This is a genomic window from Achromobacter agilis (assembly GCF_900496965.1).
Lineage (GTDB): Bacteria > Pseudomonadota > Gammaproteobacteria > Burkholderiales > Burkholderiaceae_B > Achromobacter > Achromobacter agilis.
Window position 1 is genome coordinate 49,730 of record NZ_UFQB01000008.1, and the last position, 14,064, is coordinate 63,793.

Genomic DNA, 14,064 nt, shown 5'->3' on the forward strand with positions numbered 1-14,064 from the left:
ATCGTTGCCCTATGCGTCTCCCAATTTGCACGTCCTTTTCCTGGTTCCGGCTGCTCGCGCTGACGGTCCTTGTGGCCCTGCACGCTGGCGTCGCCAACGCCCAGGCCTTCGACCGCCAGGCCGAAAACCAGCGCTATCGGCAATGGCTGAGCGATTTCAAACAGGACCTGGAACGCCTGCGCCAATCGCCCGATCCGACCGATGCCGACGTGGACCGCCTGTTCGCCCGGACCGTGGTGCCCGGCTCGCGCGCAACCCAGCTCGCCAAGGAACTTGCCAAGGCCCCCGGCGGCACGACCAGCGGGGAAATCCATTTCGTGGGCATCCTGCGCCTCTTCCTGGGCGTCCTGTCCGACGCGGTGGTGGCCGGCGACGGCGGCGTCTTCCCCGAAACGCAGGCCGGCTACCGCAAGGACACGCTGCGCGTGCGCTATATGCACGTGGACGGCGGCGGCCGCCTGGAGCCCTACTTCAGCAACCCCGAGGTCTTCACGCCCTATCGGCTGCCCGAATCCGGCACCTTGGCGCGCGACGCCTACCCTTTCCTGCTGTTCGAAGACCGCGACGGCAAGCTGCGGCTGGGCGGCGTATCCATGGAGTTCTGGGAACTGGTGAGGTTCATGGATGCGCTGCAACATGCGTAGGCAACTTATCCTGGCGCTGGCCGCCGCGCTGCATGGCGCCCCCGCCTGGGCCGCCTGCGGGTCCGCCGACGCGGACTTCGCGGCGCCGACGGCGCTGGCCGAGTCGCCCGTCTCGGTCGATCTGTCCGACGAGCGCGTCCTGCTGGGCCGCAACGGCGAACGCGTCGCGACGCGCCGCGCTCCGGTCTGGACGGCCGAGCGCGGCGATCCGCTGCCGCAAACCTGGATGGACAAGGTCGACTGGTCCGCCTACCGGCTGGATGGCGACGATGCCGGCGTCGCCCCCACGCGGCTCTATTTCGACGCGGACGGCCGGCTCTGCCGCGCGCTGCGCTACGACGTCCCGCGGCGCGGCGGCCGCGCGGCCGCCCCATTCCTGACGGGCGGCTTCGCGTTCGAGTATGACGCCAAGGGGTCGCTTGCGCGCGTGGTCGAATACGACCAGACCGCGTACCGGAAACCCGCGATTTACTCGGCCGTGCGCCAGACCTGCCTGAAACGCGACGCGCAAGGCGCGCTGACCGCATTGATCGAAGGCCCTTGCGACAACGCCCGGGTCCCGGCGGCGAGCCGGTATTTCCTGCGCGACGCCGCGGGCCGCCTGCTGCGCGTCATCGACACCAACGTGGAAGGCCGCGCCGTGGCGGTCCAGGCCTATGACGGCCAGGGCCGGCCGCGGCAACGCTATCTCAATCTGTACTCCCGGTATGCGGCGCCGGGGGACGGCAACATCCCCTACCCCTACGCCGAGCCCCCGCCCAACGACGATTCCCTTTACGTGCTGGAACGGGAGCGGCTGTCGGGCCTGGTCACCGAGGTTCCCGGAAACAAGTGGCGCATCGTGCGCATCGCCGACGAGGTGCCGGTGGACGACGCCGACATGCCGTCCTGGAATCCACAGGCCCAGACCATACTGGCCGAGGGTGTGACCGATCCGGAGGGCCGCGCGCCGCTCGAACCCGCTGCCCAGGAAAAGGTGTGGCAGGCCATGCACGACAAACCGGGCCGGATCTTCTGGTACCCGGATCCGATGACCCGGATGCTGCTGGTGCCGGCCATGCCGCAGGCCCGCTGGCAGGCCTGCTCGGATCCCGCGAACCTGGCCGCCGACGCCTGCGGCTGACGCGTTCAGGCGGCCCTGGGCCGCGTGTCCACGGCCAGGCACAGCAAGGCGGTCAGCAGGGCCAGGCCCACGTGCCCGGCGTAGATCGGCGAAAAATCCTCGTGGCGCGCGACGCCCTGCCCCAACAGCAGCACCGTAACGGCCACGCCCAGCACGCCACCGATCTGGCGGGTGGCCTGGTTGACCGCGCTGCCCACGGCGTAGTGCTGGGCGGGCAGGCGGTTCACCGCGGCGCCCGACAGGGATGGCAGCACCATGCCCACTCCGATGCCGCTCAATAGCAGCCCGGGCAGCCACTGGCTCAGATAGGCCGGCTCGGCGCCGGGCACCAGCAAAAACCACAGTCCGCTGGCCGCGTAGACCAGCGACCCGCCCACCAGGAAAGGCCGGTGGCCCATCCGCGCCGCGAGCCTGCCGGTCAGGATCGCCGTCGGCATGACCAGCAGCGGGCCGGGCGTCACGGCCAGGCCGGCGCGCGGCAGGCTGTAGTGCCACACGCCCGTCATGTAGAAGAAGAAGGCGAAGAACATCATCGCGAACGCAATACCGAAACTCAGCGTGGCCAGGTTCACGTAACGGTAGGTACGGTGGCGGAACAGCGCCAGGTCGACCAGCGGATGCGGCGTCGCCCGGGCCCAGAGGACGAATGCGACGAGGGACGCGATCCCGACGGCGGCAGCCACGATCAGCTCGCCGCGCGCCCAGGCCGGCGATTCGGACTGCACGATGGCTAGCGCCAACGCGCCCACCCCCACGATCAGCAGCGCCATGCCTACGCCGTCCACCCGGCGCCGGGCGTCCGGCCTCACGGATTCCTTGAGCAGGCCGGCGCCGAACCACAGCGACAGCGCGCCCAGCGGCAGGTTGATGTAGAAGGCCCAAGGCCAGCCCGCGACGTCCACCACGAAAGCGCCCAGGCTGGGCCCCACGGCCGCGGCCAGCCCGCCCACCGCGCCCCACAGGCTGACCGCCACGGCGCGCTGCGAGGCCGGAAAGGCCGCCAGCACGATGGACAGCGAGGCCGGCGTCAGCAGCGCCGCGCCGACCGCCTGCAGCACGCGCGCAGCGATCAGCCAGTCTTCGCTGCCGGCCAGGCCGCAGGCCGCCGACGCCGCCAGGAACAGCACCACGCCGCCCATGAACATGCGCTTGCGGCCGTGGGTATCGGCCAGGCCGCCCGACGGAATCAGCATGGCGGCGAACACCACCGTATAGGCGTTGAGCACCCAGGACATATCTGCCGCCGAGGCGTCGGGAAACCCGGCCCGCAGGGCCCCGAAGGCGGCATACAGCATGGTGCTGTCCAACGACACCAGGAACACGGCAATACTGGCCACCCAGAACACGGGCCAGGGAGAGGCCGCGGGTTGGGCGGACGGCGCGGCGGAAGTTGTGCAAGCATGCATGGCGCGGCGCCCCTCAGGCTTGCAGGTAGATGGGAGGACGGGCGGACAGCCCTTGCTTGACCTGGCGGCTGGCGTCGTCGGCCAGCACCTCTTCGTCGCCGGCCTCCAGCGCGTCCAGCGCCTGGCGCACAATGGCTTCCGGGGTGGATTTGGGTGCTTCTATCCCCCGCGTCAGGTCCGTATCGACGAAGCCCATGTGCAGACCCAGCACCTGGGTGCCCTGGTCCCGCAGCTCATGGCGCAGCCCGTTGGTCAGGGCCCAGGCGGCGGACTTGCTCATGCCGTAGACGCCCAGCAGCGGACGATTGATCCAGCTGGCGATCGACAGCACGTTCAGCAGCGCGCCTCCGCCGTTGGCGGCCAGCACGGGCGCGAAGGCCTGCGCCATCAGCAGCGGGCCGATCAGGTTGGTCTCCAGGTGGCGGCGGGCCGAATCGGCGCTGTCCGGCGCCAGAAAGCCCCCCGTGGCGGCAATGCCCGCGTTGTTGATCAGCACCGTCGCGTCCCCCGCGCGGGCCGCGGCGGCGGCCACCTCGTCCGGGCGGGTGACGTCGAGCTTGACGGGCTCCACGCCCGCCAGCCGCACGGTCGACGGATCGCGCGCGGCGGCGTAGACCTTGCGCGCACCCCGGGCCAGGGCTTCGCGGGCGAAGGCCAGGCCCAGGCCGCGGTTGGCCCCGGTGATGAAAACGACGGCGTTCTTGAGTTCCATGATGGGTTCCTCGTTGCGGCAGCGCCGCAGAGATGGGATGGCTCTACAAGCCACAAATATGATGATCATCATATTTGTGGCGGACAAAAAGGTCGCGCAATGCGGCCCTGGGAAACAATCAGCGGGCGGACGGCCCTTCGTGGTCGTACTGGGCCAGGATGGCCTTGCGCGCGGATGCCAGCACCTCCCGGCCTTGAGCGTTGTCGCCCAGCGCGCGGGCCAGTTGCAGAGCGCCCACCAGGGTACTCGTCACGGCTGCCGCCGCGTGTTCGCCCGCCGTGGCCGGCAGCACCTGGCGGACGCCTTCGAGCAACCGCTGCACCCGGGCGGCCCCGGCCTCGCGCACGTCGGCCGACTGGCGCGGAATCTCCGAGGCCAGCGCCGCTACCGGGCAGCCGCGTTCGCAACCGCCCAGGTGCGCCTCGCTCAGGTAGGTATCGACCCAGGCGCGCAACGGGCTCGCGCCCTCGGCGCGCCGCTGCGCCATGCCTTGCGACAGGCGGTCCGCGCCATCGCGGCCCGCCCGTTCCATGGCGACCGCGAGCAGCGCGTCGCGCGAAGGGAAATGCGCATAGAAGCCGCCATGGGTCAGCCCGGCCTCTTTCATGACCTCGGCCACCCCCACCCCCGCGCACCCCTCGCGCCGGATCGCGCGCGCGGCGGCGTCCACGATGCGTTCGTGGGATAGCTCCTTGCGGGTGGCGGGAAGGTTCATGGCCTCTGGCCAAAAATATGATGATCATCATATTAAAAGCCCGCAGCCAGGCGCGCAACTGTTTTTTAGCGGGGACGGGCCTTAACGCCAGACTTCGGGTTCGATGCTGACTTCGCCCTTGTCGGCCGAAAAATACACCACCCCGTCCGAGATATTGGCGTTCAGCTGCATGGTCCGCTCGGCCAGCGCGGCCAGGGCCTTGGTCTGCTCCACCGGCAGGTTGACGACCTTGAGGTTGCGGGTGCGCTCGAGCTTGTTCTTCACGCCGTCCCACCAGATCTTGCTGGCGGAACCGCCGTAGCAATAAATGATGACTTCCTCGGCGCGGCCGCAGGCGCGCAGGATGCGGCGCTCTTCGGGCTGGCCGACTTCAATCCACAGCTGGACCGCGCCCGTCAGGTCCTTGGCCCAGAGGTCCGGCTCGTCGGTGTCGCTCAGCCCCTTGGTGAAGGCCAGTTCCTCCTGCGCATGCAGGGCGAAAGCCACCAGGCGGACCATCATGCGCTCATCGGTTTCCGAGGGGTGGCGGGCCACCGTCAGCGAATGGCTGCCGTAATAGTGGCGATCGGTGTCGGCGACGTTGAGTTCGGCCTTGTAGATGGTGGCGCGCAGGGCCATGGCGAGAATCCGTTGAATGAAGCAAATGACTGAAGGCCGCCATGATACCGCCTGCCGGGGCGGGATCCGGCCGGCTTGCGCCCGGACAGCCCGGCGCTACACTGGTCGCCTGCCTGGATCCCTTCCCTCCCCCACGCCCATGACCGCCACCGCAGCCTTGCTCGCCTTTACCCTGGCCGCCGCCATCCTGACCATCACGCCCGGCATGGACAGCGCCCTGGTGCTGCGCACTGCCGCCGTCGAAGGCGGCCGGCGCGCCTTCATGGCCGGCCTCGGCGTCGCCGCCGGCTGCCTCGCCTGGGGCGCCATCGCGGCGTTCGGGCTCGGGTCCCTGCTACTGGTATCCACCCTGGCCTACGACACGCTGCGCATCTGCGCGGCGCTGTATCTGTTCTATCTGGGGGTAAAGCTGCTGTGGGGCAGCCTGAAGGGCGGCAAGTCCGCCGCGGGCGGCCCTCAGGCGGCGCGGCCGCCGGCCGCGGCCAGCGCCGGCGGCTGGTTCATCCGCGGCTGCCTGACCAACATCCTCAATCCCAAGGTCGGGATCTTCTACATCACCTTCCTGCCCCAGTTCATTCCCTCGGGCGCGGACGTGCTGCGCTTCAGCCTGCTGCTGGCCGCCATCCACGCCCTGCTGGGCGTGGCGTGGTTCGCGCTGCTGGTGGCCGCGACGCGCCCGCTGGCGCGCTGGCTGTCGCGGCCGGCCGTGATGCGCGGCCTGGACCGCATGACGGGCGCCGTCTTCATCGCGTTCGGGTTGAAGCTGGCGCTGGAAAAGCGCTAAGGGTTCGGGCCAGACGCCGCGGTCGCCAGAAAATCACAGGCAGCGGCGGACCAGATCCAGGATCCAGCCCGTTACCGCCTCGGGCTGTTCAAGACTTGGCAAATGAGCGGTGCCCGGCAGCTCCTTCCCCTGCGCGTCGGGCAGCATCGCGGCCACGGCGCGGCCGCGTTCCTGGATATGCGGAAAGTCCAGCGTTCCCCAGATGACCAGGGATGGCACCGCAATCTCGTCCAGGCGGCTGAAAATCGGCCAGTTGTCGGGATTGACTCCCCCTGGCGCAGCACGCAGCGCAATGGCGTTCATATCCAGAAACAGGCGCCGGGCGTCTCCCTCTACCCGTCCTTCCGGCGCCAGCGGGCCGTCCAGGAAGAGACGCGCCTTTATATCGTTCAGGCGATCCAGGTCTCCCGCCGCCTCCGCCCGCTTCTGCTGCGCGACCATCTCCGCCAGATCGGAAGAGTAGACGGCCTCCGACGCGCCAGCGACGGTCGGCGCGATCAGCACAAGGCCGCGCACTCGCGACGGATGCATCAGGCTGGCGCCCAACGCGATATTCGCCCCTTGCGAGCACCCGACAAGAATGGCCGGCGCCGCGCCAACCGTCGCATCGAGCACCGCAACCAGGTCCGCGACGGCGGAGTAGTCCTCCGCCGCCGAAGCCGTGCCCCCAAAACCGCGCCGGTCATAGGCAATGGCGCGGCAGTGCGCGCCAACAGCGTCCAATTGCGGGCGCCACATGCGCTTGTCGCAGACATTCGCATGAAGAAAAACCACCGCCGGGCCGCTTCCAACGATTTCAGCGGCCAGCGTGGCGCCGCCTGAGACTACCTTGAGGGAGGAGTTCATGAGGTCTCCGCGTGGTCGGGTTCCGATCGTGGCAGAGTGTCTCACAGGTGCCGGGGGAGCGTTTGGCTGGTGGGTGTCTGTGTCTGACACCCGCCACAACGCTCAATACACCCCGATGGCGTGCCGCGCCACGAAGTGGCCGTCGCCCACGGCGACCAGGGGCTGGACCAGCGGGTCGTCGCCTACCTTGCGCACCGGGCTGGGGATCTCGTCGACCAGCAGCGAACGTTCGCGATGGCGCCGCTGCGGATCGGCGATGGGCACCGCCGCCATCAGCTTCTTCGTGTAGGGATGCTGCGGGTTCTCGAAGATCGCCCGGCGCGGCCCGATCTCGACGATCTGCCCCAGGTACATCACTGCTACCCGGTGGCTCACGCGCTCGACCACCGCCATGTCGTGCGAAATAAACAGGAACGACACGCCCAGCTCGCGCTGCAGGTCCAGCAGCAGGTTCACGATCTGCGCCTGGATCGACACGTCCAGGGCCGACACGGATTCGTCGGCGATCACGACCTTGGGGTTCAGCGCCAGGGCGCGCGCGATGCAGATGCGCTGGCGCTGGCCGCCCGAGAACTCATGCGGATAGCGGTCGATCATTTCCGGCACCAGCCCGCACTTGTCCATCAGCCAGCGAACGCGGTCCTGCGCCGCCTTGCCGCGCGCCACGCCGTGGATCAGCAACGGCTCCATGATGGAGTAGCCGACCGTCATGCGCGGATCCAGCGAGGCGAACGGGTCCTGGAAGATGAACTGGATGTGGCGGCGCAGCGTCTGCATGGCGCTGCCGCGCAAGGCGCCAATATTCTTGCCGTCGAACTCGATCGTGCCGCTCTTGCTCTTGACCAGCTGCAGCAACGAACGGCCCGTGGTCGTTTTGCCGCAGCCCGACTCGCCCACCAGCGACAGGGTCTCGCCGGGATAGAGGTCGAAGCTGACCTTCTCCACCGCATGCACGCGCCGCTGCACCCGGCCCAGGATGCCGCCGGTGATGTCGAAGCTGGTGGTCAGGTCGCGCACCTTCAGCACGGGGCCGTTCTCGCGGCGCACCGTGGACGCCGCCGCGGCGGGCGCATCGGCCGGCCGCGGCGCGGCGGCCTCGTCGACGCGCAGCAGCGGGAACGGCGCGGGCTGGTCGGTGCCTTGCATCGCGCCCAGGCGCGGCACGGCCGACAGCAGGGCCCGCGTATAGGCATGGCGCGGGCGCGCGAAGACTTCGTCCGAGCCGCCCTCTTCCACCTTGTCGCCCCGGTACATGACCAGCACGCGATCGGCCACCTCGGCCACCACGCCCATATCGTGCGTGATGAAGATCACGCCCATGTCCATCTCTTCCTGCAACTGGCGGATCAGTTGCAGGATCTGGGCCTGGATGGTGACGTCCAGGGCCGTGGTCGGCTCGTCGGCGATGAGCAGCTGCGGCTTGCACGACAGCGCCATGGCGATCATGACGCGCTGGCGCATGCCGCCCGACAATTGATGCGGATAGCGGTCCAGGATGGCGCGAGCCTCGGGAATGCGCACGCGCTCCAGCATGCGCAGCGTCTCGGCGCGCGCCGCCGCCGCGTCCAGCCCCTGGTGCAGCTGCAGCGCCTCGGCGATCTGGTTGCCGGCCGTGAAGCTGGGATTCAGCGAGGTCATCGGCTCCTGGAAGATCATCGCCACGTCGGCGCCGCGCACGCGCTGCAGCTGGGAGTCCGGGGCGTTGAGCAGGTCCAGGACGTCGCCATTGCGCCGGCGCAGCAGCATGCCGCCGTTGACGATCCTGCCGCCGCCGTATTCCACCAGGCGCATCAGCGCAAGCGAGGTTACGGACTTGCCCGACCCGGACTCGCCCACGATGGCCAGGGTTTCGCCGCGGTCGACGTGGAAGGAGACGCTGCGCACTGCTTCCACGGTGCGTTCGGGGGTCTTGAAGCGCACGGTCAGGTCATTGACCTCGACGACGCGTTTGGGATCCATTGTTGCCATATCGATTACTTGTCCTGACGCGGATCGAGCGCGTCGCGCAGCCCGTCGCCCAGCAGATTGAAGCCCAGCACCGCGAGAAAAATGGCGGATCCGGGGAAGATGGACATCCAGGGCGCCTGGGTCATGAAGTTCTTGGCGGTGTTCAGCATCGAGCCCCACGACGGATTGGGCGGCTGCAGCCCCAGCCCCAGGAACGACAGGCTGGCCTCGGCGATGATGGCCGTGGCGATCGTGATGGTGGCCTGCACGATCAGCGGCGGCATGACGTTGGGAAACACGTGCCGGCCGATGATGCGCAGGTCGGACGCGCCCAGCGCGCGGGCGCTCTGGACGTAGTCCTCGTTCTTGACCGCCAGCACCTGCCCCCGCGTCAAACGGATGAACTTGGGCGCGGCGGACACGCCGATGGCGATCATGGCGTTGGTCAGGCTGGGCCCGAGGAACGCGGCCAGCGCGATGGCCAGGATCAGGAAGGGAATCGCCAGCAGCGCCTCGGTGGCGCGCGAGATGATGCTGTCGGTCCAGCCGCCGAAATAACCGGCGGCCAGGCCGAACGGCACGCCCACCACCAGCGCGATCAGGACGGACACCAGGCCGGCCATCAGGGAGGCGCGGGCGCCATAGACCATGCGGCTGAAAATGTCGCGGCCCAGTTCATCCGTGCCCAGCCAGTACGACGCCGAGGGCGCCTTGCGGATCGTGGTGAAGCTGGTCTGGAATGGATCGTGGCTGGCGATCAGCGGCGCCAGCACGGCCAGCACCACGAACAGCAGCACGATCCCCAGGCCCAGCATGGCGATACGGTTGCGTTTGAATTTTGCCCAGGCGCGATTGCGGCTGCGGGGCGGCGTGACGGCTGCGGCCGTTGCAGGAAGTGCGCTCATGAATGCCTCAGGCGGGGATTGACCAGGATGTAGAGGATGTCGGCCAGCAGGTTCATCACAATGAAGCCCACCGCGACGCAGAGCACCACGCCCTGCACCACCGCGTAGTCGCGCGTAAAGACCGCGTCGACGACCAGTTTCCCGAACCCCGGGATCGTGAAGACCTGTTCGGTCAGCACGGCGCCCGCCAACAGCTCGCCGAACAGCAGCGTCACCAGCGTGACAATGGGCATCAGCGCGTTGCGCAAGGCATGGCGCAGCACCACCCGGCGCGGCGACACGCCCTTGGCGCGCGCGGTGCGCACGTAGTCGGCCGACAGCGCCTCCAGCATGGACGAACGGGTATGCCGCATCAGGTAGGCCGCGATTGCCGTGGACAGCACCAGGGACGGCATCAGCATGGTCTTGATCGACAGCCAGAAATCCTCGGACGGCGATACGTAGCCCGACGCCGGCAGCAGCCTCCACTGCACCGACACCACCATGATCAGGATGATGCCCAGCCAGAAGTTCGGAATGGACATGCCCGACAGCGCGGCGATGTTCGCCCCCATTTCGATAGGCTTGCCCTTGCGCACCGCGGCCAGGATACCCATGGGGATGCCGATCAGCAGCGCGAAGAACATGGCCATGGCGGCCAGCTGCAGCGTGACCGGCAGTTTCTGGCCGATCAGCGTGGTGACGGGAACATCAGTGCGCAGCGACTTGCCCAGGTCGCCCTGCAGGACCTGCCCGGCCCACGCGGCGTACTGCACGGGCAGCGGGTCGTTCAGCCGGTATTTCTCGCGCAGGTAGTCGAGGACCGCCGGATCGCGCTCTTCGCCGGCCAGGGTCAGCACCGGATCGCCCGGCAGGATTTTCTGCAGCATGAAGACGATCATCGACACCAATATCAATGTCGGTATCGCGACGATCACGCGGCGCAAGATGAGTTTAAGCATATGGAAACCGTGAAACAGGAGCGGCGGGCGGCGCCAGCCGGACTAACGATGCGGCCGCCGCAAAGAATAACCGGACGCGCAAGGCGCGTCCGGCTGAGGCGGCCGGAAACAGCCGCCCCGTGGTCACTTCTGCGCGAATGTCATGCCTTTCAGCCGGATCATGCCGTCCGGATAGGGCGTGAAGCCCTTCACCTTCTTGGCCAGCGCGAAGGGCCAGGGCTGGTAATAGTTATACACCCCGGGCAGCTCGTCCTGGAGAATGGCCTGCGCCTGGTCGTAGATGGCGCGGCGCTTGGCTTCATCGGGCACGGTGCGCGCCTCGTTCAGCAGCTTGTCGACCTCCGGGTTGCAATAGTGGCCGTCGTTCAGCGCGCCCTTGCAGGTGACGAAAGCGTGGATATTGCCGTCCGGATCCACCCGGCCCGACCATCCCAGCATCACGACCTGGAAATTGCCGCCGGCCGATTCCTTCTGCAGCGCCGCGTACTCCGTGGGCCGCAGCGACAGGTCGAAACCCGCCTCGGACGCCATGGCCTGGACGATCTCGGCGATCGACGAGGTGGTGGTGTTGTTGCCGAACATGACCTCGGCCTTCACCCGGTCGAAGCCTGCCTGCTTGAGCAGCGCGCGGGCCTTGGCGACGTCGCGCTTGGTCGGCGGGAACTTGTCGCTGTGGTAGGGGCTGGCGGGCGGGAACGGCTGCTGGGCCGGGTCGAAAATGCCGCCGCCGGCCACTTCGCTGATGGCGTTGCGGTCGATGGCGTACTGGAAGGCCTGGCGCACCAGCTTGTTCTTGAACGGGTTGTCCTCGGCGCGCTTGCCGTTGGCCACGTTGAACATGAACTGCTGGAAGCCCAGGCCGGCCACGGGCGCGAACGTCAGGCTGGCGTCGCTCTTGACCTGCGGCACGTCGGAGGGATTCAGGCGTTCCAGCATGTCCAGGTCGCCTGCGCGCAGGTTGGACAGGCGCACGGTGGTGTCCGGGATCGGCAGGAAGGTGACGCGCTTGAAGGCGTAGTCCGCCGCGCCGTAGTACTTGTCGAATTTCTCCAGCACGATGCGGTCGTTCTGGATGCGCTCGACGAACTTGTACGGCCCGGAGCAGATGGGCTTGCGCCCCACGGCCGCCACGTCGTCGGTAAAGGTCTTGGGCGACAGCATCATGCCGGCGCGGTCGGACAGCTGAGCCAGCAAGGTAGCGTCCGGCTTCTTCAGCGTCAGCACCAGCGTGGCGGCGTCCGGCGCCTCGACCTTCTCCACCGAGGCCAGCTCGCCCTTGCGCAGGCTGTCCGGCAGGGTCATGGCGCGTTCCAGGTTGGCCTTGGCGGCCGCCGCGTCGAACTTCGTGCCGTCGTGGAACAGCGCGTCCTCGCGCAGCTTGAAGGTCAGCACCTTGTTGTCGGGGCTGAACGACCACGACGTGGCCAGCTGCGGCACGAAGTGCAGCTTGGGGTCGATGTCGATCAGCTTGTCGCACAGCGACGTGAACACGATACGGCCCACATAGGTGCGCGCCCGGTGCGGATCCAGGACGTCCGGATCTTCCTGCAGGCCGATCCGCATGTTCTGGGCGGACGCCGCGCCGGCGGCCAGCGCCAGCAAGCTGGCGCCGAAGGTCAAGGTCAAGCGTTTCATTGTGTTTTTTCCCCTTGTGGTTGCAGTGCGTACATATTTTCCGCAGCGTGGGGGCTTATCAGAAGCCCACGGCCTGCCCGTCGCGCCGGCTGTCGCTGGCGGCGACGTAGCCCAGCTCGTTGTCGCTTTCAGACATGCGCCAGATGAACTGGCCCGCCCCGAAATCCATATAGGGATCGTCGACGGACTTCAAAGCATGCCCGAGGTCTTTCAGGCCCGCAATGGTAGAAGCCTTCATATTGGTCTCGATATCCAGCGTGAAGTCGCGGTTGACCTTCCAGCGCGGCGCGCAGCAGGCGGCCTGCGGATTCTGGTGGTAGTCGATCATGCGGATCACGGTCTGCATGTGGCCTTGGGGCTGCATGTCGCCGCCCATCACGCCGAAGCTCATGACCGGCTTGCCGCCCTGGGTCAGGAAGCCGGGGATGATGGTATGGAACGGGCGCTTGCCGCCTTCGACCACGTTGGCCGACTGCGGATCCATCGAAAAGCCCACGCCGCGGTTCTGCATGCTGATGCCGGTACCCGGCACGACCACGCCCGACCCGAAACCCATGTAGTTGGACTGGATGAACGAGATCATCATGCCGTTCTCGTCGGCGGCGGTCAGGTAGATGGTGCCGCCGGCGTGCGGGCGGCCCGCCTCGAAATGGGTGGCGCGGTCCAAGCGGATCAGCTTGGCGCGGCTGTCCAGGTAGGCGTCCGACAGCATCTGTTCGGGCGTGACCTGCATGGAGCGCGGATCGGCCACGTACTTGTACAGGTCGGCGAAGGCCAGCTTCATGGCCTCGATCTGGACGTGCTGCGATTGCGTCGAATCCACCGGCATGTCGGCCATGTCGAAGCGCTCGACGATGCCCAGCGCGATGAGCGCGGCGATGCCCTGCCCGTTCGGCGGAATCTCGTGCAGCTCGTAGCCGCGGTACGACTTGGAGATCGGCTTGACCCATTCCGGGCGGTAGCCGCGCAGGTCTTCCAGCGTCATCGCGCCGCCGCATTCCTTGCTGAAGGCGGCGATGCGCTCGGCCAGCTCGCCTTCGTAGAAGTCGCGGCCCTTGGATTCGGCGATGCGGCGCAGCGTGTTGGCAGCGTCGGGGAAGCGGAAATGCTCGCCCACCTTGGGCGCGCGGCCTTCGGGCAGGAAAGCCTGGGCGTAGCCGGGCTGCGAGCTGAGCTCTTCCGCGGCGGCGGCCCACTTGTGCGCCACCACCGGCGGCACGGCGTAGCCGCGCTCGGCGATCTCGATGGCGGGCTCGAACAGCTGCTCGAAGGGCAGCTTGCCCAGTTTTTCGTGCAGCGCGGCCCAGCCGGCCACCACGCCCGGCACCGTCACCGCATCCCAGCCGCGCTTGGGCTGGATGGCCAGGCCATTGGGGCCCACGCCGTACTTGCGCTTGAAGTACTCGACGTTCCAGGCGGCCGGCGCCACGCCGGACGAATTCAGTCCGTGCAGTTCCTTGCCGTCCCAAACGATGGCGAAGCAGTCGCCGCCCAGGCCGCAGGAAACCGGTTCGACCAGCACGATCGTCGCGGCCGCGGCAATGGCGGCGTCCACGGCGTTGCCGCCCTTGAGCAGCATGCGCAATCCCGCCTGGGCTGCAAGCGGGTGCGACGTGGAGACCACGTTGCGGGCAAACAGCGGAATGCGGACGGAAGGATACGGGTTGCCCCAGTCGAAGGATTTCATGTGGCTAGTCTCATAAGGGATTGGTGTTCATAGACCCTGGCGAAAGTACTCTTGTGATCTAATTAAATCAATTTGATTTTTTGTTCCGTCATAAAAGATTT

At 67.7% G+C, this 14,064-nt stretch carries 13 protein-coding genes; 3 read left to right on the forward strand and 10 right to left on the reverse strand.

Annotated features, from left to right (window positions below; all coding sequences use genetic code 11):
- Nucleotides 1-11 precede the first annotated feature (11 nt).
- Both AGI3411_RS11705 and AGI3411_RS11710 read left to right on the forward strand, forming a co-directional pair.
- Nucleotides 12-644, forward strand: coding sequence for a hypothetical protein (locus AGI3411_RS11705; protein ID WP_129527544.1), 633 nt, complete (start codon nt 12-14; stop codon nt 642-644).
- Nucleotides 637-1,767 (forward strand): hypothetical protein, encoded by a 1,131-nt coding sequence (locus AGI3411_RS11710; protein WP_129527545.1) that lies wholly within the window; start codon nt 637-639, stop codon nt 1,765-1,767. The genes AGI3411_RS11705 and AGI3411_RS11710 overlap by 8 nt, the downstream gene beginning before the upstream one ends.
- A gap of 5 nt (nt 1,768-1,772) precedes the next feature.
- On the opposite strand, the gene AGI3411_RS11715 is transcribed toward AGI3411_RS11710, so the two are convergent.
- The 4 genes from AGI3411_RS11715 to AGI3411_RS11730 all read right to left on the reverse strand — a co-directional run bounded on the left by AGI3411_RS11715 (nt 1,773) and on the right by AGI3411_RS11730 (nt 5,218).
- On the reverse strand, nt 1,773-3,173 hold the full coding sequence (locus AGI3411_RS11715; RefSeq protein ID WP_129527546.1) for a DHA2 family efflux MFS transporter permease subunit: 1,401 nt from the start codon (nt 3,171-3,173) through the stop codon (nt 1,773-1,775).
- A gap of 13 nt (nt 3,174-3,186) precedes the next feature.
- Nucleotides 3,187-3,885 (reverse strand): SDR family oxidoreductase, encoded by a 699-nt coding sequence (locus tag AGI3411_RS11720; RefSeq protein ID WP_129527547.1) that lies wholly within the window; start codon nt 3,883-3,885, stop codon nt 3,187-3,189.
- A gap of 118 nt (nt 3,886-4,003) precedes the next feature.
- Complete coding sequence (locus AGI3411_RS11725; RefSeq protein WP_129527548.1) at nt 4,004-4,600, reverse strand: TetR/AcrR family transcriptional regulator; 597 nt, start codon at nt 4,598-4,600, stop codon at nt 4,004-4,006.
- An 81-nt stretch (nt 4,601-4,681) separates the two neighbouring features.
- On the reverse strand, nt 4,682-5,218 hold the full coding sequence (locus AGI3411_RS11730; RefSeq protein WP_129527549.1) for a YaeQ family protein: 537 nt from the start codon (nt 5,216-5,218) through the stop codon (nt 4,682-4,684).
- Nucleotides 5,219-5,357: 139 nt separating this feature from the next.
- On the opposite strand from AGI3411_RS11730, the gene AGI3411_RS11735 reads away from it, so the two are divergent.
- A complete protein-coding gene (locus tag AGI3411_RS11735; protein WP_129527550.1) occupies nt 5,358-6,002 on the forward strand; it encodes a LysE family translocator in 645 nt (214 codons plus the stop codon).
- A 33-nt stretch (nt 6,003-6,035) separates the two neighbouring features.
- Here AGI3411_RS11735 and AGI3411_RS11740 read toward each other — a convergent pair whose 3' ends face one another.
- The 6 genes from AGI3411_RS11740 to ggt form a co-directional block, all read right to left on the reverse strand.
- Complete coding sequence (locus tag AGI3411_RS11740) at nt 6,036-6,848, reverse strand: alpha/beta fold hydrolase (protein WP_129527551.1); 813 nt, start codon at nt 6,846-6,848, stop codon at nt 6,036-6,038.
- Between the two features lie 102 nt (nt 6,849-6,950).
- A complete protein-coding gene (locus AGI3411_RS11745; RefSeq protein WP_129527552.1) occupies nt 6,951-8,807 on the reverse strand; it encodes a dipeptide ABC transporter ATP-binding protein in 1,857 nt (618 codons plus the stop codon).
- A gap of 14 nt (nt 8,808-8,821) precedes the next feature.
- A complete protein-coding gene (locus tag AGI3411_RS11750; RefSeq protein WP_129527553.1) occupies nt 8,822-9,700 on the reverse strand; it encodes an ABC transporter permease in 879 nt (292 codons plus the stop codon).
- A complete protein-coding gene (locus AGI3411_RS11755) occupies nt 9,697-10,641 on the reverse strand; it encodes an ABC transporter permease (RefSeq protein WP_129527554.1) in 945 nt (314 codons plus the stop codon). Before AGI3411_RS11755 ends, AGI3411_RS11750 begins: the two co-directional genes overlap by 4 nt.
- Before the next feature lie 123 nt (nt 10,642-10,764).
- Nucleotides 10,765-12,276, reverse strand: coding sequence for an ABC transporter substrate-binding protein (locus tag AGI3411_RS11760; RefSeq protein WP_129527555.1), 1,512 nt, complete (start codon nt 12,274-12,276; stop codon nt 10,765-10,767).
- A gap of 58 nt (nt 12,277-12,334) precedes the next feature.
- Nucleotides 12,335-13,963: a gamma-glutamyltransferase gene (gene ggt / locus AGI3411_RS11765; protein WP_129527556.1), complete on the reverse strand. Its 1,629-nt coding sequence runs from the start codon at nt 13,961-13,963 to the stop codon at nt 12,335-12,337.
- Nucleotides 13,964-14,064 lie beyond the last annotated feature (101 nt).